Here is a 21,441-nt window from a genome sequence, read left to right as displayed (position 1 = left end):
GGACCTCAGCCGAGGAAACTGGTGCCGGCCAAGGAAGTTCTGGAAGGCGGTCGGGAACCGGGACGGGGGCGCTTCACCGGCCGACGGCAGACTGCTGAGGCGCTCGATGGGCGCTGTCACGTTGTGGGGTGTGTGAGTGTCTGATGGCGCGTCGGGGCGTGGTGGGCTTGCGCTTCGGGCCTGGGGTCAGGCTGTGGTGGGCCGGCCGGCAGCGCCGGTGATCTGGTCCCAGATGGCGAAGCGGACGGCCATCTCGGCGCGGTAGTGGGCGGCGGTCATCAGGTGGCGGAAAGGCCGGAAGTGCGGGGAGATGCCGCTGAACGCGGCCAGGAACCGCTGCGCCCCGCCGACGCTACGGAAGCCCTTCATGGCGCGCTCGCGCTGCCGGGTGGGCTGATGACTGTTCTCCGCCCGGTTGTTGAGGCCCTTGTGACAGCGGTGCTCGACGGAGGGCCTGACCTCGCGGTGGGCCGCCCCGTAGGGGCGCAGCTTGTCCGTGACGACCACCCGCGGCACCGAGCAGGTCTTCTTGAGCAGTTTGCGGAAGAAGCGCCGGGCCGCGGCCTTGTCCCGGCGGTTCTGGACCAGGATGTCGAGCACGATGCCGTCGGCGTCGACGGCCCGCCACAGATACTTCCGCTCCCCGTTGATCGTGAGGAAGACCTCGTCCAGGTGCCATGTGTCCCCGGGCCGCGGCCGACGGCGGCGCAGTCCGTTGGCGTAGGCCTGGCCGAACTTGGTGCACCAGCGGCGCACCGCCTCGTGGGAGACGAGCACGCCGCGCCCGGGCATCAGCTCCCCGGCCTCGCGGAAGCTGAGCGGGAAGCGGAAGTACAGCCACACGCAGTGGGAGATCACCTCCACCGGGTACCGGTGCCCCTTGTACGACGGCGACGCGGACGACACGAACGGCCCCCTCCCCGGCACGACCAACTCCAAGATCATCCCAGGCCGGTCAGCCAACGTGACAACGCCCGTGCAGCTGCTGTTCGTTGGCCCCGGTGTCCTGCGCATCGGAGAGGTGGGCCGCGGACTGCGGGGCAGGGCGAGGGTGAGGTGGCGTAGGCGGGCGTCGTCGGTGGTGCCGGGCTCGGCGGTGAAGCCGAACCGGGCGCGGGTCTCGATGACGATGCCTCCGGTGGTGGCGCCTGCCACCGGGCGCGCACGGCGTCCTGAAGGCGCTGCGCGAGGTCGGCGCGGGGCCGGGGGATCCGGTCCTTCACCTACCGTTCCACGGTGCGCTGGCTGACGCCGAGCGCGTCGGCCACGGCACGGGTGCCCTTGAGCTGCCTGACCAGGTAACGCATCTGCGCGCCGGCCGCCTTCGGTAGAGGGCGGGTGAACGCCTGCTGCATGGCCCGCTCGAGGCCGTCTCCGACGGTGCCCACTGGGTCTCCGTTCATGATCGGCTGTGTAGGTTGCTGTGCGGTGTTCACGGCCGGGCCGGGTAGTTCCCGGCGCCGGGCTGAACGGGCCTCACAGCGGCGTCCAGGGCGGTTAGAGGGCGTTTAGGGTCTCGCCGCCGATGGCATGTCGATCTTCTGTGACCTGCTGGTTCTCTGTTGTCTCACCGCGATGTCACCCAAGATCAGTCTCAGATCGATGCCATTTCCTCGGCGGAACGATGAGTCTGCGGCTGAGCCACCGAGCACGAGGGCTATATGCGAGCTCAGATCGCGCACCGATGAGTTTCCCGCGCCGCGCCGGTCTGTACGCGCGAGAGCGACTCACGGAAGGCTGGCGCCATGCGGAAACTGATCTACGGCATGAACCTGACCCTGGACGGCTACATCGCCGCGCCCGGCGACGACATCGGCTGGAGCGTACCGAGCGACGAGTTGTTCCAGTTTTGGTCCGACCAGTTGCAGGCGACCGACCTGTCGCTGTACGGGTGCAAGCTGTGGCAGACGATGAGCTCCTACTGGCCGACCGGCGACCAGCAGCCCAACGCCACCCCGGCGGAGATCGAGTTCGCGCGCCGCTGGCGGGACATGTCGAAGGTGGTGTTCTCCTCGACGATCGACAAGGTCGACTGGAACACCCGCCTGGTCACCGGCGACGCGGTCGCCGAGATCACCCGGCTCAAGGCCGAGGACGGCGGCCCGATGGACATCGGCGGCGCGACGCTCGCCGGGGCGGCCATGCGGGCCGGGCTGATTGACGAGTACGTGCTGGCCACCGCGCCGGTCCTGGTGGGCGGCGGCACGCCGTTCTTCACCGCGCTGGACAGCTGGGTGAACCTGAACCTGGTGGAGACGCGGACGCTTCCCTGCGGCGTGATCCTGACCAGGTACGAGACGAGGCACTGAGCGCCCGTCACGCGACTCGACCGCCTGCCGGGTCCACGCGAACGTGAACGCCACCACTGGGGTGGACAGCCGGCAGTGCGGCCTCACATCCACCACTACCGGACCCTGCTCAGCGATCAAGATGTAATCCGGGATGTGCTTGCGGGCCTGCCCCTCCACCACGGACACCGAAGCTCGCAGCCACGGAGCGTCACGGAGTCCACGTAGGTTTCCGAAGCTCGATCGCCGGTTACCGGAAAGTCATATTCGGCGCGGTACGGCCCCGTCCTGCCAGCGGTAGAGGTCGCGCAGCAGGGAAATCTCGGCGCCGTGATGGATCAGCTCCCTGTTGACGTGCAGGACGATGCCCTCCATGGGAAACCGCTCGGGACCCACCATGGGCGGATTCTCCAGGTCAGCGTCCGAGAGCTCGCGGACCCCCGCGCTCCATCTCCCATACATCTCATCGAGCTGTCTTAGCGCCTCGTCAGCGGTCCCCGCGTAGGCGAATGTCTGGGAGTCGACGTCCTGGCCGCCGAAGTGCCATCCGACCCGATAGCCCAGGCAGGAGACGATGATGTGCGCCAGCCGCCAGGCAATCGTGGTCACCGGTGCCGGCGCCGGCACCGGGTCAGGGGACGCGGAGTCCATCGTCCATTCCCCCGAACCTGCCGACATCGGTGCGGCCGACGTGCCACGTGGGCGGATGCTCCAGCAGCCGCGCACCGGCTCCCAGAAGTACTCCTCATCGGCAAGACCGTGCAGCCGCGGCCGCAGGTTCTTGTGCCAGTGCCGGTCCAGCTGGTCCGCGAGTCGCTCGCTTCTTGTCATTTCCGCACGCTACATACAACGGAGACCTGGCTGCGCCCCTCGCGGACGCCGTGGCCGGCCGTGGGCCACGAGAGCGTACCGCACCGAGAGATGACGCTGGGGGCTGATGTGCCCTTCGGGCCGCGCCGCCGCGAGCGGCTGTTTGACATGAACAACCCGGCTGGCTGGGACGGCAGGCCCCGCAGTTCGGGGGTGTGCCGGTCCAGGCGGTCCCAGTCGTCTTGCGTGAGGCCGCGGAACCTGTCAAAGCGATCAAGGCAGGTAGATCGTTCTAACGTTGTGCCGGGATCAGTGGGTCGTCTGGTGCCGGCTTGTTGATCCAGGCCGCTGCGGGGAGTTTCGGGGGCTCGGGCGGCTTGCGGACGAAGCGTTCGGGGTGCTTCGCGTAGACCGCCCGGAGGACGTCGGCACGCATCTCGCGGAGCTGCCCGACGAGGCCGAAGTGCACGTCGTAGGGGGTGTGCAGGCCGATCCCGGAGTGCCGGTGCTCCTCGTTGTACCAGGTGAAGAAGCGGGTGCACCACGCCCGGGCGTCCTCGAGGGAGCCGAAACGCTCGGGGAAGTCGTGCCGGTATTTCAGGGTCTTGTACTGGCTCTCGCTGTACGGGTTGTCGTTCGACGTCTTCGGCCGTGAATGCGACGTGGTGACGCCGAGAGCGGCCATCATCTGGGCGACGTTCTGCGCGACCATCGGGGACCCGCGGTCCGAGTGGATCGTCAACCGGCCTGGTCGGATGCCGTACTTGGCGATCGTCTCGGACAGGAACCGCTCGGCGAGGTCCTTGTTCTCCCGGTCGGCGATCATCCAGCCGACCGTGTAGCGGCTGAAGATGTCGATGACCGTGTAGAGGCAGTAGGAGACGCCCCTGACCGGGCCCTTCAGCTTGGTGATGTCCCAGCTCCAGACCCGGTCCGGGCCCTCGGCGACCAGCTCGGGCACCGTCCGGGGCGCATGGGCGGCCTGGCGGCGGCGTTCACGGACCTCGCCGCGCCGTCGCAGGAGCCGGTACATCGTCGACTCCGAGCACAGGTAGGCACCCCGGTCCAGGAGGACCGCGTAGATCTCGGCGGGCGCCATGTCGGCGAACTCCGGGCAGTGGAGCACGTCGAGGACCCGTATCTCCTCTTCGGGCGCGAGAGCCCGGGGGTGCCGGCGTCGTTCCCGCCGTGGCCGCTCCGGGGCCGGGCCGCGGCGGTGGTGGCGGTAGTAGGTGGCCCGGCTCACGCCGAGCGCGGCGCATGCCCGGACGCGTCCGACCAGCCCGGTGAGCTCCTCGAGGGCCTGGTCGCGGGCGGCGTCGAACACGGCCGCGGACCGGGCCTCGGTCACTTGGTGTTCTCGCCGTCCTGGTTCGGGGCGCTGTCCGTGGCGAACTGGTCGAGCAGCGCGGAGAGTTTTCCCTGCACCTCGATCACGGTGCGGGCCTTGGCGAGGTCGGCCTGAAGGCGGGCCTTCCCCGCCTTCAGCTTCGCGATCTCCCGGTCCCGCAGGTCCGCCTTCGGCCGTCCGGCCGGCGCGGCAAGCGCCCTCTGGGCGCCCTCGTCCCGCTGCTGCCGCCACGCCGTGCTCAACGACGAGTACAGGCCCTCCCTGCGCAGCAGGGCCCCCTTGCCCCTCTCGTCGAGCGTCTCGTACTCGGCGAGGATCCTCGCCTTGCACTCCGCGGTGTACCAGCGCGGACCGGTCGACCGGGCTTCCACCTGCGGATCAGGGGTCCCGTGGTCGTTGGTGCCGGCCACCCGGGCACTGCTCCTTCTCCGCCCCCGGCTCAATGAATCATCCAGCATGTCCGACTCGACCTACTTTGACATGGAGGGTCCGTTCCTCCACCGCTTGCCGGTCCGCAGGTTGATGCCAACCGCTCGGCATGCTTCCCGACTGCTCAGCCCCTGGTCCATGAGCCGGAAGTATTCCTCCCGCTCACGGACCAGAGGCTTGCGGCCCTGAGACCGCCCCCGGTTCTCCCTGATCTCGAAGTCCATCGCCTCCCCTGAGCTGGGGTGTTGCGACGACCACTAGAACGGAAGGTTTTCGTGGGGTGGGGCCGTTCTTCAAGGAGTGTGAGCACCCGCGGTCGCGGTGGTCGAAGCGCCCCCACCCGTACAAGATCCAGTGTCGGTCTGCGGCCGGGAAGCAGGTGAAGGAGTCCGGGTTCGCGACCCAGGACAAGGCGATCGCGCGTTTGACGGAGGTCTACAACGCGAAGAAGGCGGCGCCACGGAGGCAGGCGAGGGCAGCGCGCATCGCGAGGTAGGGGGGTGCGGTTCGAGGAGTACGCCGCCCGATGGAGGGCCGGGCAGCGGGATCTGGGGCCGGCCTCGGTGGTGCACCTGGAGTCGCTGCCGGCCATCCATCTGCTGCCGCTGCCGGGCAGCCGGCGGATGAGCACCTTCGACCACAAGGTCATCGAAGCCTTCCTCCTGAGCATGGAGCGCAACGGCGTGGGCCTGGCCGCGCAGGCGAACGCGTTCGACAAGCTGAAGGCGATCCTGCTGGACGCACACCGGCTGAGGCTGTTCGAAGACAACCCGGTGGTCGGCGTTCAGCCGCCCCAGCACGACCCCAAGCGGGTGGCGCTCCCCACCGTGGCCGTAGGTCTTCTTCCAGGTCGGGGTGGCGTCCTGCTTGTGGGAGTGGGCGATGACCAGGGCTCCGCCCAGGTCGACGGTCATCTGCCCATAGGTGTCCGGTGCCCGGCCGTCGGCCATCTTCCAAACGTGTCTGCAGACTTCGGGCGGGCGTTGCGGATGGTGGTCGGTGCTTTCTCGCCCACGGTGGCGAGAGCCTCCTTCGATGCCCGGAGGACCCGGTCGGCATGCCGCCGTCTCCCCCGACACCTCACCACTGCCGGGAAGCAAAGGTGCAGCGCTTGTGAGGCAGTTCACTGGTACAGGACTGGACTGGCTCGCACCGCAGAATTAGCTTTCTTGACAGCATGCGTCCCTTATGGGCCTTTTCCGCAGCGCGGCGGACCGGGTCTGAAGCAGGACGTTCACCAGTGACCTTGCGGGTAGCCGCCCGGACCAGACTTCAGGGCGCGTGAGGAAGATACGACGTACTTCCGCGCCGGCACTACCACTGGGCGATTGAACCCGGAAGGTGGACAAAGTGAGTGAAGACGCCGTGTGGGTCAGAAGCGTGACGGGCATCCAACTGCATCACGTGACCGATCTTCAGGACGCTCGGCGGTTCCTGGGCAACGCCGTCATGGCGCTGGGCGCAGCCCATGTGAGAACGGGCGACGCCAGGTTCTCCGGTCTCGCCGACCAGCTCAAAGCAATGGTCGCCCAAACGCACGACCTGGAGGGCGAGGCACAGGAGAGCATGCACCGGCTGCACGCCACGGATCCCGAGCGGTTCGTGCGCTGCCGGGAGGGCGAGGAGCCCTGGCCGGACGAGCTTCAGGCGGGCTTCGTCCCGCGCCACACCTGCCAGGACAAGTGCCTCTACCACGACCATGAGGTGCTGGACGCCATCCTGCAGTGCACCTGTGGTCGGCCCCCGTGCCGCGCTTGCGCCATCGTGGGGGCGCCCTGACACGGAGAACACGGAGAGCGGAGCGTTCCATCCCGGGCCGCCCGTGCACGGGCGGTGACAGCCCCGCCAACTCCTACCGTGTGCGTCAGACGGTGTACGAGCGGGCCCCGGTCCCGGCAAGCCTGCCGCCCTCCACGATGAGGTACTCCTGACGGATCGGGCGATTGTCGAACCAGCACTCCAGGATTTCCCGGACGCCTGCCGCGTACCTGGCCTGCGCGGAGAGCGTCGAACCGGACACGTGTGGTGTCATGCCCTCGTGCGGCATGCCGCGCCACGGGTGGTCCTCTTCCGGCGGCTCGGGGTACCAGACGTCCCCGGCGTAACCTGCCAGATGGCCTCGTTCCAGAGCACGTACCACGGCGTCCCGGTCGACGATCAGCGCGCGGGCTGTGTTGACGATGTACGACCCTCGCTTCATGGTCGCGAGCATCTCGTCGTCGAAGAGGTTCACCGTCTGCGCGTGCAGCGGCGCGTGGATGGAGAGCACGTCGACGGCGGCCGCCAGGGAGCGGGCATCCGCATGCCAGATCAGCCCCAGTTCCTGCTCGAGGTTCGATGGCACCCTGTGCACGTCGTTGTAGTGCAGCTTCACATCGAACGGCTTCAGCCGGCGGAGCACTGCCATGCCGATCCGCCCGGCACCGAAAACGCCGACGTCCATGCCCTCCAGGTCGTAGCTCCGCGAGACGCTGTCGGCCACGTTCCACCCTCGGCGGGCGGTGACCCACTCGTGGGCGGGCAGATAGTTGTGGACGAGAGCGAGGATCTGCATGACCGCGTGCTCCGACACGCTGATGCTGTTGCTGTAGGTGACCTCCGCCACGGTGACGTCGTGCTCGATGGCGCTCGGCAGGTCCACGTGGTCAGAACCGATCCCGGCTGTGATCGACAGCTTCAAGTGCGGTGCGCGCCGGATCCGGTCAGGGGTGAGATAGGCGGGCCAGAACGGCTGCGAGATCACCACCTCGGCGTCGGAAAGTTCCCGTTCCAGCACGGAGTCGGGCCCCTCCTTGTCGGAGGTGACGACCAATGTGTGGCCCCGTCCCTCCAGGAACGGACGCAGACCGAGTTCGCCGGAGACGCAGCCGACCAGCTCACCCGGCTTGAAGTCGATGCTCCGGGGGGTGGGCGCCGTCTGCCCTCCGGGATAGCCGCTGATGACGGGGATCTCATCTCGGGCGTACCTGGGCGGGTAGCCGTCAACGGGATCCGGATAGAGCACCGTGAGGATCTTTGCCATGGCCGTACTCCTAAGAAGGCCGGCGCACAGGCGTGGTCCGGTAACCGCGCATTCGCTCCGGCCGGCCTTGCTGTCCAGTGCCGAGTGACCGTGCCGCCGCACAATAAACGGGCCCAAACACACTGATCACCGCGCTCGCAAAGCCCCGGCCGAGCAGCCTGCGGCGCGGGGGGCACGTCCTTTCCACCCGGTGGGGCCCGCCGCGTCATACCCGCCCATTCGGCACGGCGGCGCAGGGCGACCCCAGGGGCATCTCCAACTCGCCTTGACACGCCGTCGTCACAGGCGTTGCCTGGAATAAGAGGAAATGCTTCTCCGGTGTTCATTGGCTCGACCAGAACCGCGCCACGGCCTAAGGCCGAAAGCGCAGCGAGGTGGAGACGAATTATGACGACGTATGAGTATTCCTGCAACCGCTGCGGATCGTTCGACGTCAAGCTGCCGATCGGCACAGCGCCGATCACGCACGCCTGCCCGCAGTGCTCGAACACTGCTCGGCGTGTGTACTCATCCCCCGCGACCGCGTTCACCTCGCCTGCCGTAGCGGGCCTGCGCAAGCAGGAGGAAAAGTCTTGGGAAAGTCCCACGGTGGTCACGCGGGTGCCTTCCGAGCAGGCTGCGCCGAGGCCGGCTCATCCGGCCCTCGCCCGGCTCCCCCGGCCCTGAGGGGAAGTCTCGGACCGGCAGAATCAGTCCAACACCCCCTCGGAGAAGGGGCGCGGGACGGTCTCTGCCGCCTCACCAGAGGCACGGGTTACACACAACAGCATCTCGGTCGCATGACCGCCCGGCGGGCCCATCGCTCGCGGAGCGAAATCTCGGGAGGTGTCCCTTGGCCAACGTCGGACTTCTCTTTGTAGGCGCGGTGCTCTTCCTGAACGGATTGATGCTGCTGGGAAAGGTCGACAGCCGGGCAGCCGCCGTATTCAATCTGTTCGTGGGCGGGCTTCAGGTCCTCACACCCACATATCTCATCATCGCCGCGAATCGGGACCCCCACCAGATCGCACTCGCATCGGGCATCTTCCTCTTCGGTTTCACATACCTGTATGTAGGAATCGGACTACTCATGGGGCTCGACACCACAGGGGTGGGCTATTACTCACTATTCGTGGCCATTGTGGCTCTGGGGTATTCCTTCGTCAACTTCCGACTGTTCGACGATCAGCCGTTCGGAGTGATATGGCTCTACTGGGCGTTCCTCTGGTTCCTTTTCTTCCTGCTCCTGGGACTGAAAATGGAGACCTTGACGTCTTATGTCGGCTGGGTGACCGCAATCGAAGGCTGGGTAACCGGCGTCATACCGGCATTCCTGCTGCTGGCCGGTTATTGGGTCACCGAGAACTTCTTTGAAATGGCGATCGCGCTGGGCGCGTTCGGCGTCCTGACCTTCGCCGCGCTGTGGGTCGTACTTCGCCGGAGGCGGCCCAGCAGGCCCGCGGAGGAGTACGGCGCCCCGGGCTACCCGGCTGACAGCCCCGGCTAGCGCCTGCCAATGATCGCCGCCGACTCGTCGATGGGAGCGCCGGGAGGTGGTTGAAACGCAGGAAGTGGAGACGTCAGAAGCGTCGTGGGGGGGGTGGTCAGAGCACCCCGGGCCACGCTCCCCGCACCCGCTCACCCGTACAGAACAGATCATGGAGTTCACATGCCTGACGTAATCTTCAGCGTCGACCAGTCCAAGTCGATGCGCGACCAGGATGTCCCCGGACACAATAGGTGGCACCCGGATGTACCGGCCGTCGCCACGGTGCGACCGGGCGACGAGTTCCGCCTCGAGTGCCGTGACTGGACCGACGCGCAGATCGGCAACAACGACTCGGCCAACGATGTGCGTGACATCGACCTGAGCCGCTGCCACATGCTGAGCGGGCCGATCAGCATAGAGGGCGCGGAGCCCGGCGACCTGCTCATCGTCGACATCCTCGACCTCGGGCCGGTCCCCCAGCAGAAGGGCGACGCGCCGGGGCAGGGCTGGGGCTACACGGGAGTCTTCGCCAAGAACAACGGCGGCGGCTTCCTCACCGACTACTATCCGGACTCCGTCAAGTCGGTCTGGGACTTCCACGGCCAGATGGCGACCTCCCGGCACCTTCCCGGCGTCCGCTTCACCGGTATCACCCACCCGGGGCTCTTCGGCACCGCGCCGTCCGCCGACCTGCTGCAGCGGTGGAACCGGCGCGAGCAGGCCCTGATCGACACCGACCCGGACCGGGTGCCGCCGCTGGGCCTGCCGCCGCTCGCCGACAATGCACTCGCGGGCACGGCCACGGGAGACGCCGCCGACCGCATCATGCGGGAAGGCGCCCGTACCGTTCCCGGTCGGGAGAACGGCGGAAACCAGGACATCAAGAACTTCACCCGGGGGTCGAGGGTCTTCTGCCCCGTCTTCGTCCCCGGCGCCAAGCTGTCCGCCGGTGATCTGCACTTCAGCCAGGGCGACGGAGAGATCACCTTCTGCGGTGCGATCGAGATGGGCGGGTTCATCGACTTCCACGTCGACCTGATCAAGGGCGGCATGGAGAAGTACGGCGTGACCACCAACCCCATCTTCATGCCGGGCAACGTCGAGCCGCGGTACTCAGAGTTCCTCTCCTTCGTCGGGGTCTCCGTCGACCACGACACCGACACGAACTACTACATGGACGCGACGGTCGCCTACCGCCGGGCCTGCCTCAACGCCGTCGAGTACCTCAAGAAACTCGGCTACAGCGGCGAGCAGGCATACCTGATCCTGGGGTCCGCGCCCGTCGAGGGACGCATCAGCGGCATCGTCGACATCCCCAACTCCTGCTGCTCGCTCTACCTCCCCACCGCGATCTTCGACTTCGACATCCGCCCGACTCGGGAGGGCCCGACGGCCAAAGAGCGCGGACGGTGCGCGGTGAGCACCTGAAGCCGACGCTCCCCTGACCGGGGATCCGGCACACCGGGTCCTGAATACGAACGGCACAAGCCACCCGGAGGCCGGGCCCGGCCCGGCCCGGCAAGGGGGACCGAATCGTGGTGACCTCCACTCCGTACAGGGCGGGCGTGGCCAAACCCTGGGAGTGATCCGCTATCCGGGCCAGCAGGGTGACGTCGCCGATCTCCTTGGCGGTCATCCTCACGAAGGCGGGATCATCGTCTTCGCGCAGCGGTTCGCAGTTGATGCGCGCATCCGCGTGGAGGTGATGCCCTGGAACTTGCGCTGCTCCTGGCGGATAGGGCCGTCGAAGTCGCTACCCTCCATGTATTTGGCGCGCCGCAGGTAGGGGCTGTAAAACGTTCGGTGTGACTCCCGATCATGGAAGATGCGTCGACGACCAGCAACAACATGACCGAGGCCGAGTCCGTCGAACCGTCTGAAGCGGCGCCGGCAAAGCCTGTGGACGACCAGCTGATCGACGAGCTGGTCGTCCACCGCCTTCGACGGCTGCAGCTCAGGAATCTCGACGGACTGGGCCTCGGACACGTTCTCACTGGTCATCGGTGCATCTTCCTTGATCGGGAGTCACACCGAACGTTTTACAATCCCGTACCATCAGCAGACGAAAAACCCACTGGTGGCGCTCGGACAGCACTTCTCTCACTGGATCAGTGAAAGCAGCGTTCACCAGCAGGCATCCACGGCCCCCGAATCTTGTCGACTCTCCACAAGACGACAGGGCAAGTGCCGAGTTCACGCACTGGCACCGGCCCAGCCGCCCGCCGGGTCAGCATTCGTCCGGCCGCCACCGAGTCGGCAAAGGCCACCGCGCGCGAGGGGGCTGCGAAAAGAGTGCCTCAATCGCAGCTGACGAGGCATCAGTAAAGTCAGCATCAGGTCAGCAAGAGTCCTGCCACAGCTGCTCACAGACGACCACACCGTGAAATCGCCTGCCATCCCGGCCCCGGTCCGCACTCCGCTCAGCTGTCCTCCCGCGAGCCGGCGGACAGCGGGAGGCAGCGCCCGACCGCCACCCGCCCACCAGCCACCAGGGATCAGGCATTCCCGCAGGTCAGCGCACCCTTCCCCGTGGTTTCAGCGGGACCTGCGGGAGCTCCGGAGCAGGCAGCGGAGCGCCGTCGTAGCCCTTCACCTCGCCGAAGCGGGTGCCTTCCATCCAGTCCCGGCGGGCCTGTTCGATCTCTTCCTGGGTCCGGCCGATCCAGTTCCAGAACATGACCAGTTCCTCCTCGAACGGCTCGCCGCCCAGGAGCATCAGCGCCGCGTCGGACTCGGCGCGCAGGGGGAGTTCGTCGCGGCCGCAGCCGAGGTAGAGCATCGAGCCCGGGAGCACCGGTACGCCGTCCACGTGGACCTCGCCGGACATGGCGAGGACCGCGTACTCGAAGTCACGCTCCAGGGGCAGCCGGACGTCCGCGCCGTTCGACAGGGCCAGGTCGGCGCCGACGATCGGGGTGTACGCCGTGCCCGGGGAAGTGGCGCCGTCCAGGTCGCCGAGGATGAGCGTGGCCTCGAGACCCTGTGCCGTGACGACCGGGAGGTCGGTGTGGTGCTCGAAGTGCGGGTCGGTGTGGCGGTGGCCGTCCGGGAGGGCGACCCACAACTGGGCGCCGTGCAGGAAGCGGGCGTGCGAGCGGGGGCTCTCCTCGGAGTGGCTGATCGCCCTGCCGGACGTCATCAGGCCCAGTTCGCGCGGGCGGATCGTCTGGAGGCTGCCCGTGGAGTCACGGTGCAGGACCTCGCCCTCGTGCAGCCAACTCACCGTCTGCAGACCCATGTGCGGGTGCGGCGGCACCTGCATGCCGGGCTCGTCGGCGATGTCGTCCGGGCCGTAGTGGTCGACGAAGCACCACGCACCGACCATGCGCCGCCCCAGGTTGGGCAGCAGCCGCCGGACCTCGGTGGACTCGCCGAGCTTGACCTGCCGGGGACTGAGGAGCTCACGCACCGGCTCCGCCACCACGAAGCCGCGGCCACCGCACAGGGACGGAACGGCTTCCCGCTCAAGATTGCTCATGGGCACAACTTAGCTTCGAGGGGTGCGGTGAGTCACTCCGTCCGCTCCCGCTCCACACCCCGAGCCAGTAGTGGAATATTCAACCAACCAGCTCCGTTGTCGGCGTCGAAGGAGGCCACGAGTGGACACCATGTACTACTACGACCACGGAACCCCGGCCGAGCGCTGGGAGCGCGCCGGGCTGTTCTTCGACGCCAAGGACTACGCCGCCGCGGCACGCGTCCTGAGCGGGCTGGTCGAGGAGGTGCCGGAGCAGACCGGGCCGCGGCTGCTGCTGGCGCGCTCCTACTACCACTCGGCCCAACTGCGCCGCGCCGAGGCCGAGTTGCGGATCATCGTGGAGCGCGACCCGGTGGAGCACTACGCCCGGCTGATGCTCGGCCGCACCCTCGAACGGCAGGGGCGGAACGAGGAGGCGGAGTCCCACCTGCGGATCGCCGCCGCACTGGCGGGCGATTTCGACGGTGGGTTCGACCGCGATTTCGACCACGCGTAGAGGACGGCTGGACGGCAGTCGCGCGGGCCGGTGCCCGGTTTTCCCCGGAGGGAGACCGGCACCGGCCCGCGCGGTTCCCACCGCCTCCCGGTTACGGCGTCCGTGCCGTTCCGGTACGTTCGCCTCCCCCGTACGTCCGGCGCCCCCGCCGGTGCGCGATCTCCCCGAGGAGGATGTCGACGGCGAGGAAGGCGGCCAGCGGGATTAGTGGAGGACGCGCGGGTTCGTGGCGAGTGCCGATAGAGGGTGAAGGTGCAAGTCGGCAGCTCAGGGCGCGAGTTACCCCTCGCTTCAGTTTCTCCAGGAATTTGCGAGTAACTTTGAAACTCTGCGCATGACTCCAGTAATCTCGCTTGCTGTGTCAGATTCCGAAAGTCGCATCCTGACCCTTGTGCCGCCGACCGAGCCGACCGGCGGGGATCTGGGGCCGATCGAGCAAGGACTCGCCGACGTCGTCACGCTGCAGCGGCGCCGTCAGGCCCGGATGTCGGCTCAGGACGAAGAGAGCTTCTTCATCGACACACTTAGCGAGTACCAGTGGGCCCGTGACGCCGCCGGCCTGGCCCCGCGGTCGATCGATCTACTGGTCAAGCCGGTCATCGAGCTGTGCGACTTCTACGGCACGGTGCCATGGCAGCTGACTCCGCGCGAGGTCGACAAGTACTTCGCCGGACCAGGCAAACGAGCCCGATCAACGATGCGGCAGAAGATCAACCACATCGACGCGTACTTCGCGTTCCTCGAACAGCGCTACGCCCACGAGATCATGATGCGGTTCGGGGCATCCGTCGAGTCGCCGATCGATCCGTTCAACCGGCCGCGGCACCGTGGTGACTTCGGGCTGCGGATCCCGCCGTCCCAGATGGCGATGGCAGAGTTCTTCGCTCGCTGGCGGGAACGGTTGCCGTTTGCCCGGAAGTACGCGGTCGCCTGCCGGGATTACGTCATGACGAAGATCGCCTATATCTCCGGTGTCCGGGCCGCGGAACTGTGCGGGGTGACGATCGGGGACGTCCACTGGGAGAACGGCCAGTGGGGCCGGTTCGTCGTCCACGGCAAGGGTGCCCGAGGATCCGGGCCGCGGCCACGCGAGGCCTACCTGTTCCAGGAGGGCCGAGAACTGCTGTGGTGGTACATCGAGGAGATCCGCGGGGAGTTCGGCGACGACGCCGAGCATCCACGGGCACCGCTGTGGCCGTCGGAGCGCAAACCGAAGGCGGTGGCTGCGCTCAACTTCCCGATCGCTCCCGCGCTCGGTGCCCCGGCCTTCCGCCGGCTGCTGCACAACGCGGCGGCGGACTACCTGACCGGACCGGTCACCGACCTTTTCCCCCATCTGCTGCGCCACGCGTGCGCGACGCACAACTACGAGCGCGGGATGTCGTTGTGGGAGGTCCAGCGCGTCTTGGGCCACGAATGGGCAACCACCACGGTCCGGTATATGGCGACGGCCCACGCCGATCCGGAGCATGCGAATCTTGCTGCGAGCTCGCGGGCAGCCCAGCGACTGGTGATGGACAAGGGGAACCTTCGGTGAAGTGGAATTTGCGGATGGTAGCCGCACAGCGTGACCTGTGGCGCCCCACCGAATTGTTGGAAGCGTTCAAGACGGTGGGTTTCACGCCGTCGTTGAGCAAGGTCGCCGCGATGTGGAGCAGCACCCCGGTCACGGTCCGGCTGGACGATCTGGACAAGATCTGCGCGGTCCTCAACTGCACCGTCGGCGACCTGCTGCAGGCCGAGCCGCTGGCCGCCGGGACCGACGCGTCGCAGACCCAGGCCAAGGCGGTGGGGGCCGAGGAGAACCAGACCGGGCCGGTGCGGCCGAGCCCGCACAAGCGGACCGGTGGCCCTCGCTCGCTGCCGCCGAACTGACGCATGCCGGCTGCGTCCGAGTCTAAGCAGTGCATGGAGTGCTTCGGGTGGGGTCTTCTTGGGCCGCACCGCAGATGCATGGGCTGCGATGAGTGGCGGCGGCTGCACCCTGAGCGGGGTCGGTGCCTGCGCTGCCGCCACAAGGGGCACCTGAACTCCGACACCCTGTGTCGATCCTGTCTCCAGGCGATCAGGATGGAGCTGGATGTCGACTGGGTCACCGACCCCGAGACGACGGGCCCGCGGAACCTCCAACTGCTGCTGATCTACTACGGCATCGCGCCGACCCATGCCCAGCCGCTGAAGAAGTACGGCCGCCGCACCGTCGGCGGCCGCGAACGGCTGACCTGGGTGGAGAAGGAACGCACGAGGCTGGCCCCGACTCGCGACGACCCCGCCGTCCTGCCGCCCGCCATCCGCGGCCAACTGGCCCTGTTCCCCTGGCGGCGGCAGCTGTCCATCGACGTCTGCCGGCGGATCCTGCAACGCCCGCTCCGCGGCTGGGACGACATCGTCGAGCACACGGCCACCTTCGCCGCCGAGACCGGCATCAGCAAGCCCATGCAACGCAAGCTGCACGAGATGCTGCGACTCGCCCTCGCAGTCCGGGACGCCAAGGGCGACGACCTGGTCGACGAGATGGTGCTGGAAGACATCCCCAACTACATCCGGTCGGTCCGGGCGATCCTCGCACGGGCCGGGATGCTGCGGCCCTGGGTGGAACCGCCCCGGCCACCCCGGACTCGGCGCCGCCGCCGGCCGCCTGCTCCCTCAACGCGACCGTACGAGCCGACACCGCGGTCCTGCACGTCGTGCGACTGCTGGTTCGCGGCTCCCCAGCGGCACCGGTGCATGCCCTGCGCGGACCTCGCTCGCAGAACGGGGGCCAGGCCGACGGGTACCTGTACGCGCTGTCACCGCCCTGAGCTGCCCGTGATCGAGGGTCGATGCCAGGGATGCCGCCTCCACGTCGCTGTCCATGGCCCGGATGCCGAGCGCGAGCCGTGGACGCAGCTGTGGTTCGGCGAACCCTTCCCGACCAGAATTCTGGCTCTCCGCCGACAGGGCGGACCGCCCGGGGGCGGAGACGACCGGCCGGTCTCGCCGCATCTGACCGTGCCCGGCCAGCAGGTCCTGTTCGACATGAGACGCAACTGGAGCGCGCTCGCCAGCAGGCCCGTGGCTGAACTACCGGCCCTCACCCATGCCGCCGAGCGGCTGCTCGCCGAGCTCGACCACGTGATCCGCGACCGGCAGTGGGAGGCGAGCCCGGCAACCTCCACGAAGCGGACCCTGACCATCCTGCTGTCCTGGCTGGGCGCCGAGGCACCCCTCCGGGAGGCTGACCTCCAGGACCTCGCACAGACCAGAGCCTCCCTCACCGCACGACGGGCCACACACTTCCTCGAAGCCCGCGGGCTGCTGATACCGGACGCGGAACTGCGCCGCGATACCCACGAACGGCGGCTGGAGCAGGAGCTAGCCGAATTGCCCGAGACAATCGCCGATGAGCTCGACATCTGGATCAAAGCCGTACACGGCAAAGGCAGATGGGAGCACGACGGCCGCAGCTTCCGCAGCATCTTCCGCTACTACAAAATTCTCCAGCCCCTCCTCGACCAGTGGATCGCCGAAGGCGTCGAAAGTCTGCGGGAGATCAGCCACGACGACGTCAAAGCGGGGATCGCCAGCCGCAAGGGCACCCCAGCCCGCGCCATCCACATCGTGCTCCGCAACGTCTTCAAGGCGCTCCGGCAGGAGCGCGTAATCTTCCGCGACCCCACCAGGGGCCTGGTCTTCTCCGGCATCGAGACCGTGCCGCCCTCTGTTCCCTCCGACCAACTGGCCGGCCTGCTCGGGCACGCGCGCAACGCCTTCGAACGGTTCGTCATCGTCTTGGTCTGCGTGCACGCGCTCAACGGCACCGACCTGCGCGGACTCCTCCTCGCAGACCTGAACCTGCCCCGGGAACGGCTCGTTGTGCGCCGGCCCGGTCTGCGGCACGTCATCTATCTGGATGAACTCACCTATCGGTGCGCATCGGAATGGACCAGGGAGCGACACCGGCGCTGGCCTGCCACGCCCAACCCTCACCTGCTGATCAACCGGTGGACCGCGGCCGACGCCCAGCCAGCCATCAGCTCGACCACGATCGGCAAGGTCTTCACAGCAACCGGACTGCCGATGCAGACCCTGCGACAGGACCGCATCCTCCACGAGGCCTTCGAGACGGAAGACCCCCTTCACCTGATGCGTCTGTTCGGCATCAACGACACGACCGCCATGCGCTACATCAAGGCGGCGCACCCGGAGCGGACCGCACACTTGCCACGCTGAGTACGCAACTCTTCTCTCCGGGACAGGGAGCGACAACACCTCGCTCCGACGGAGCGACTCCGGGGCAGGCTGCAGGTTCAGCACTCTCATACGCCGGATGCCGTATGGATCGGCGGTCTGACGCATACGGCCCCGCCGACCCCGGCGGGGCCGCCACACGTTGCCTGCTCAGGCCCAGCGCGTCGAGCTGCCGTTGACGTCTGGCTAGGCTGCGGTTTCTGTGATGAGGACGGCGGCGGTGACCGGGCCCGGGGCGTCCCTGGCGGCCGCGTCGGCTACGGCGGCCCGGACGGCGCGGGCGACTTCCAGTGGATGGTGTCCGGGGGCGACCGCGAGTTGGACCTCGATGTGTCGGCCGGATGGCTCGTCATGGTCCTCCACCTTGACCGGGCGGCTTCCCAGCACGGCGGTGAGGCGGGCGACGCCAGGAACACCCGTCGCGACGTCCGCGAGCTCCCCGACGGGCTTCCGCATGGATCCTGTTCCGCTCACCGGGGGTGAGCTTCGTGCTGCTGCAGTTTCCGGCGCCGGCCTCATGGCCCTCGCCGCGGTCGGCGACTTCACGCCTGTCTCCGGGCTTTCACGGAGATCCGTGACGCGCAGGTCAGCTGTCACGGTGGCCAGGCCGAGCCGTTCGGCGGCCGCGTTGAGCAGTGCGCTCCTCAACTGGTCGGCGGTGTGAGGCAGCGGCTGCCCGAGGGGTGCTGTGAAGGCGGCTTCGATCCTGAGCGGGCCCGGCGGCAGCGCGCTGGCCGGCGGGCGGACGGCCGGCTCGGACACGGGCTCGAGCGGTGCCGGCCCGATGCGCAGCGACTCCAGCCGGACACCGGGAATCTCAGCGGCAGCGCGCTCGAGGGCCCGGACGGCTGCTTGCTCGGTGATCCATGTCCCGTCGTCGGGCCCGCCGAGCGGGAGCAGCCGGCCCAGGTCGAGCTGGTGCCGTACTGCCTGCGTCCACGCCTCGGTTTTCACCGGCCTCTCACCCTCCTTCTTCCATGGTCACGGTTCTCTTCCTGCCGCACTGCGCCCGGAGTGTCCGCGAGGGCTCCGGGCAGGGACGCTCGGGCCACTCGTTGGACCACTCCGTCTCACGGTCCGCATCTCGCGGCAAAGCGCACTAAAATGAATATAATCTTACAAATGCTTCTAGGGGGCTCCTTAAGGGAGGATTGCCCTGATGACTGCTGACGTCGGCGCAAAACACATCGGTGCGCCCGGTTCTCGCGGCCGGACGACCATCGCCGATGTGGTGGTGGAGAAGATCGCCGGAATGGCGGCACGGGACGTGCCCGGCGTCTATGCCCTGGGCGGCGGATTCGCCCGCTCGATGGGATCCATGCGGGAGCGGATGCCCGGCGCCGGGAGTGGCAAGTCCGTCACGCGCGGGGTCAGTGTCGAGGTCGGCGAGCTGCAGGCGGCCATCGATCTGGAGATCGTCGTCGACTACGGCGTCTCGATCACGGACGTGGCCGGTGCGGTGCGGGAGAACGTGATCTCCGCAGTGGAGCGGATGGCGGGTCGGGAAGTCGTGGAAGTCAACATCGCGGTCAGCGACGTGAAGCTGCCCGACGAGGAGGACGAAGGGGAAGGACGGCAGCGGATCCAGTAGCCGGGGCGGAGCAGCCCGCTTGAGTGAAGGAGCGCGTGATGAGCAGGGCCGTGGTGGGCTTGATGGCCGGAATGGCGCTGGGTTTCGCCGCGTATTTCGGTGACTTCTGGGCTTTCCTGCTGGTGCTGGTGCTGGGCTTCGTCGGTCTCGTGGCCGGGCGGCTCATGGAAGGTGATCTCGAACCGGGCGACTTCGTCCGCCGCCGGGACCGGCAGGAGCGGATCCGCGATGACCGGCGACGGGCTCGGTGAGACCGGCGGCAGTGACCGGAGAAGCCGATCGGCGCCCGGGCATCCCCCGCGGGGAGCGCGGTGCGATCACCGTCGCCGACCGGGTCGTTGCGAGGATGGCTTCCCAGGTGGCGCGCGAGGCGCTGAGCCGGTTCACCGAGTCGGCCGGCCACGTACCACCCGGCCGCCGGACGCCACGCGTGACCACATCCGTGCGGCGGGCACCGGAGCCGAATACCGCAGGACGAGACGCCGAGTCTGCCGCCGGACGGCAGGCAGTGCTCGGCGAGGCGCGGCTGCGCATCACCGTCGAGCTCGGCTATCCGTCCGACATCGCGGCGCAGTGCGCCGCAGTCCGCCGGGAGGTTACCGAACGGCTCAGGACATGGGCCGGCATGGAGGTGTCCGACCTCGCGGTGCCGGTCGAGAGGCTGCACTCGGCGCATACGCGCCACACGGACCAGGAAAGGGTGAGATGAGCACGAACACCTGGCGGCAGCCGCCCGGCGACAGCGACCTTCCCTCCGATTCCGGACAGGCAACTTTGTCCGCCGATGGCGCCCCGGGGGCGGGCACGGGCGCGACGGCGGTGATCGACGCATCAGACCGGTCGACGCGCCGTTTCTGGTCAACGCGGCGGATTCCCGCGGCCTTGGTGGCCCTGCTGTCCGCCGCGGCCGTTGGACTGCTCCTGTACGACGTCGTCTCGGTGCGGGCAGGACGGTCTGCGATGCCCTGGCGGCGGCGGCTCGCCGAGGAACTGGCCACACGGCCCCTGGACGACATCTGGATGATCGTCGGGGCCGCACTGGCGATGGCCCTCGGCCTGTGGCTCTTCCTGCTGGCGGTGACGCCGGGACTGCGCAGGCTGCTGCCCATGCGGCAGCTCACCGGTATCCCCGGGACAGGGGAGGTCCGCGCCGGGCTCGACCGCCGCGCGGCCGCCCTGGTTCTGCGCGACCGGACCGTGCAGGTGCCCGGTGTCCAGTCGGCACAGGTCGCTGTCGGCCGCCGTAAGGTCAAAGCCCGGGTACGGTCACATTTCCGTGATCTGGAGGAGGTCCGCGCGGACCTGGACGCCACGCTGGGGGAAGCCGTGAGGGCCTTGGGTCTCGCCCGGCAACCCACGCTGACCGTGCACGTCCGGCGTCCGAAGAACGGCTGAGGTGATCCCGATGCTCAAGACGGTGAACCGGGTGCTGCTGGGACTGCTCGGCCTTGGACTGTTCGCCCTGGGCGGCGGCGTGCTGCTGGGCGGGCTGGAGCTGCAGCGCCGCTGGGGTTTCGGCATGCCGGGCTGGTGGCCCTTCCGCGGGCCCAACGATGTGGTGCTGGGCACCGAGGGACGCACCCGGTGGCAGGAAGAAGGCTGGTGGTGGCCGACCGTCATCGCGGTGCTCGCCGTGCTGCTGGCCCTGCTGCTGTGGTGGCTCCTCGCACAGCGCAGACACCGCCTGGGCCAGGTCCTCGTCGACAGCGAGGACGGCGCGGCGACCCGACTCAACGGCCGCACGCTGGAGGACGTGATCGAGGAAGAGGCGCAGGCCCTGGACGGGGTCTCGCGGGCACATGTACGTCTGACGGGCCGAAGTACTGCTCCCACCGCACGCGTGCGGCTGTCGCTGGAGCCTCATGCGGACCCAGAGCGGACTCTGGGGCAACTGAGCCGGGAAACACTCGCACACGCACGGGACTCGGCCGGCCTGGACCGCTTCCCGTCGAAGGTCCGACTCCGAGAAGTCCGCCACCGCGCCGACCGCGTCGTCTAAGGGCCGCGTTCTTGGGTTCTTCTTCCTGCTCAGCCTGTACTTCGGCATGGTGCCGCAGTCGACACGCTTCAGGCGGGCCGGCAGCTGTTCATGGTCACCGCGGCGGCCATCCTGGTGTGCAGGTCCGCCGGGACGGCTCGTGCACCAGCTCCGCACGTCTCGTGGTCACCGGTGGCCTGCTGGTCGTATCCGGTGCGTTGCCGTGAGCAATGCTCATGACTTGTGGATCGGCTCTCGGAGTGGCACGTGAAGGGCGTACCTTCCCGAGGGATCGACTGA

At 68.1% G+C, this 21,441-nt stretch carries 22 protein-coding genes and 3 pseudogenes; 14 read left to right on the top strand and 11 right to left on the bottom strand.

Translation table 11 applies throughout. The annotated features are described in order from the left end of the window. Positions 1-186: 186 nt before the first annotated feature. Both JL475_RS32510 and JL475_RS40530 read right to left on the bottom strand, forming a co-directional pair. Complete coding sequence (locus tag JL475_RS32510) at positions 187-945, bottom strand: IS6 family transposase (RefSeq protein ID WP_237408936.1); 759 nt, start codon at positions 943-945, stop codon at positions 187-189. A 34-nt stretch (positions 946-979) separates the two neighbouring features. Beyond that, positions 980-1,388 (bottom strand): annotated as a pseudogene (locus tag JL475_RS40530) (XRE family transcriptional regulator); the annotation flags it as partial. A 357-nt stretch (positions 1,389-1,745) separates the two neighbouring features. Between JL475_RS40530 and JL475_RS32500 the strand changes: the two are divergent. Then, positions 1,746-2,309 carry a dihydrofolate reductase family protein gene (locus tag JL475_RS32500; RefSeq protein WP_202281763.1) on the top strand — a complete coding sequence of 188 codons (564 nt, stop codon included), beginning with the start codon at positions 1,746-1,748 and terminating at the stop codon, positions 2,307-2,309. 240 nt (positions 2,310-2,549) lie between these two features. Here JL475_RS32500 and JL475_RS32495 read toward each other — a convergent pair whose 3' ends face one another. The 5 genes and pseudogenes from JL475_RS32495 to JL475_RS40520 all read right to left on the bottom strand — a co-directional run. Beyond that, positions 2,550-3,119, bottom strand: a complete 570-nt coding sequence (locus JL475_RS32495) for a DinB family protein (RefSeq protein ID WP_202281761.1) — start codon at positions 3,117-3,119, stop codon at positions 2,550-2,552. 271 nt (positions 3,120-3,390) lie between these two features. After that, on the bottom strand, positions 3,391-4,449 hold the full coding sequence (locus JL475_RS32490; RefSeq protein WP_307825229.1) for an IS3 family transposase: 1,059 nt from the start codon (positions 4,447-4,449) through the stop codon (positions 3,391-3,393). Further along, a complete protein-coding gene (locus tag JL475_RS32485; RefSeq protein ID WP_202281759.1) occupies positions 4,446-4,859 on the bottom strand; it encodes a hypothetical protein in 414 nt (137 codons plus the stop codon). The genes JL475_RS32490 and JL475_RS32485 overlap by 4 nt, the downstream gene beginning before the upstream one ends. 78 nt (positions 4,860-4,937) lie before the next feature. Further along, positions 4,938-5,102 (bottom strand): annotated as a pseudogene (locus JL475_RS40525) (helix-turn-helix domain-containing protein); the annotation flags it as partial. Positions 5,103-5,705: 603 nt separating this feature from the next. Next, positions 5,706-5,908: pseudogene (locus tag JL475_RS40520) on the bottom strand (IS1380 family transposase); the annotation flags it as partial. Between the two features lie 320 nt (positions 5,909-6,228). Here JL475_RS40520 and JL475_RS32475 point away from each other — a divergent pair. Then, complete coding sequence (locus JL475_RS32475) at positions 6,229-6,657, top strand: hypothetical protein (RefSeq protein ID WP_202281758.1); 429 nt, start codon at positions 6,229-6,231, stop codon at positions 6,655-6,657. Positions 6,658-6,742: 85 nt separating this feature from the next. Here the strand turns inward: JL475_RS32475 and JL475_RS32470 are convergent, their stop codons facing one another. After that, complete coding sequence (locus JL475_RS32470) at positions 6,743-7,900, bottom strand: NAD-dependent formate dehydrogenase (RefSeq protein ID WP_202281757.1); 1,158 nt, start codon at positions 7,898-7,900, stop codon at positions 6,743-6,745. A 387-nt stretch (positions 7,901-8,287) separates the two neighbouring features. On the opposite strand from JL475_RS32470, the gene JL475_RS41785 reads away from it, so the two are divergent. The 3 genes from JL475_RS41785 (at position 8,288) to fmdA (ending at position 10,796) form a co-directional block, all read left to right on the top strand. Continuing rightward, positions 8,288-8,566, top strand: a complete 279-nt coding sequence (locus tag JL475_RS41785) for an FmdB family zinc ribbon protein (RefSeq protein WP_202281756.1) — start codon at positions 8,288-8,290, stop codon at positions 8,564-8,566. Between the two features lie 166 nt (positions 8,567-8,732). Beyond that, positions 8,733-9,386, top strand: coding sequence for an AmiS/UreI family transporter (locus tag JL475_RS32460; protein ID WP_202281755.1), 654 nt, complete (start codon positions 8,733-8,735; stop codon positions 9,384-9,386). 162 nt (positions 9,387-9,548) lie between these two features. Continuing rightward, positions 9,549-10,796, top strand: coding sequence for a formamidase (fmdA, locus tag JL475_RS32455; protein WP_202281754.1), 1,248 nt, complete (start codon positions 9,549-9,551; stop codon positions 10,794-10,796). Between the two features lie 210 nt (positions 10,797-11,006). Here fmdA and JL475_RS32450 read toward each other — a convergent pair whose 3' ends face one another. Then, positions 11,007-11,369 carry a hypothetical protein gene (locus JL475_RS32450; RefSeq protein ID WP_202281753.1) on the bottom strand — a complete coding sequence of 121 codons (363 nt, stop codon included), beginning with the start codon at positions 11,367-11,369 and terminating at the stop codon, positions 11,007-11,009. Between the two features lie 511 nt (positions 11,370-11,880). After that, positions 11,881-12,846 (bottom strand): pirin family protein, encoded by a 966-nt coding sequence (locus JL475_RS32445; protein ID WP_202281752.1) that lies wholly within the window; start codon positions 12,844-12,846, stop codon positions 11,881-11,883. Between the two features lie 121 nt (positions 12,847-12,967). Between JL475_RS32445 and JL475_RS32440 the strand changes: the two genes are divergently transcribed. The 4 genes from JL475_RS32440 to JL475_RS40515 all read left to right on the top strand — a co-directional run bounded on the left by JL475_RS32440 (position 12,968) and on the right by JL475_RS40515 (position 17,554). After that, on the top strand, positions 12,968-13,342 hold the full coding sequence (locus JL475_RS32440) for a tetratricopeptide repeat protein (RefSeq protein WP_202281750.1): 375 nt from the start codon (positions 12,968-12,970) through the stop codon (positions 13,340-13,342). Between the two features lie 334 nt (positions 13,343-13,676). Then, complete coding sequence (locus JL475_RS32435; RefSeq protein ID WP_202281748.1) at positions 13,677-14,879, top strand: site-specific integrase; 1,203 nt, start codon at positions 13,677-13,679, stop codon at positions 14,877-14,879. 14 nt (positions 14,880-14,893) lie between these two features. Further along, on the top strand, positions 14,894-15,217 hold the full coding sequence (locus JL475_RS32430) for a helix-turn-helix transcriptional regulator (RefSeq protein WP_237408934.1): 324 nt from the start codon (positions 14,894-14,896) through the stop codon (positions 15,215-15,217). A gap of 195 nt (positions 15,218-15,412) precedes the next feature. Continuing rightward, positions 15,413-17,554 (top strand): hypothetical protein, encoded by a 2,142-nt coding sequence (locus JL475_RS40515; RefSeq protein ID WP_237408932.1) that lies wholly within the window; start codon positions 15,413-15,415, stop codon positions 17,552-17,554. 204 nt (positions 17,555-17,758) lie between these two features. Here the strand turns inward: JL475_RS40515 and JL475_RS32420 are convergent, their stop codons facing one another. Next, positions 17,759-18,526, bottom strand: coding sequence for a hypothetical protein (locus JL475_RS32420; RefSeq protein WP_202281744.1), 768 nt, complete (start codon positions 18,524-18,526; stop codon positions 17,759-17,761). Positions 18,527-18,731: 205 nt separating this feature from the next. On the opposite strand from JL475_RS32420, the gene JL475_RS32415 reads away from it, so the two are divergent. The 5 genes from JL475_RS32415 to amaP all read left to right on the top strand — a co-directional run bounded on the left by JL475_RS32415 (position 18,732) and on the right by amaP (position 21,162). Further along, the gene (locus JL475_RS32415) at positions 18,732-19,163 is read left to right on the top strand and encodes an Asp23/Gls24 family envelope stress response protein (RefSeq protein ID WP_202281742.1); all 432 of its coding nucleotides are present in this window, start codon (positions 18,732-18,734) and stop codon (positions 19,161-19,163) included. 38 nt (positions 19,164-19,201) lie between these two features. Beyond that, positions 19,202-19,414, top strand: coding sequence for a hypothetical protein (locus tag JL475_RS32410; protein WP_202281740.1), 213 nt, complete (start codon positions 19,202-19,204; stop codon positions 19,412-19,414). 107 nt (positions 19,415-19,521) lie between these two features. Continuing rightward, on the top strand, positions 19,522-19,872 hold the full coding sequence (locus JL475_RS32405; RefSeq protein WP_307825228.1) for an Asp23/Gls24 family envelope stress response protein: 351 nt from the start codon (positions 19,522-19,524) through the stop codon (positions 19,870-19,872). Beyond that, on the top strand, positions 19,869-20,558 hold the full coding sequence (locus tag JL475_RS32400) for a DUF6286 domain-containing protein (protein WP_202281736.1): 690 nt from the start codon (positions 19,869-19,871) through the stop codon (positions 20,556-20,558). Before JL475_RS32405 ends, JL475_RS32400 begins: the two co-directional genes overlap by 4 nt. Before the next feature lie 10 nt (positions 20,559-20,568). After that, a complete protein-coding gene (gene amaP, locus JL475_RS32395) occupies positions 20,569-21,162 on the top strand; it encodes an alkaline shock response membrane anchor protein AmaP (protein ID WP_202281734.1) in 594 nt (197 codons plus the stop codon). Positions 21,163-21,441 lie beyond the last annotated feature (279 nt).

It is taken from the genome of Streptomyces sp. M2CJ-2 (genome assembly GCF_016757295.1).
Classification (GTDB): domain Bacteria; phylum Actinomycetota; class Actinomycetes; order Streptomycetales; family Streptomycetaceae; genus Streptomyces.
The sequence above is the reverse complement of the archived record's forward strand: the minus strand, read 5'-3'. Positions and strand labels throughout refer to the sequence as shown.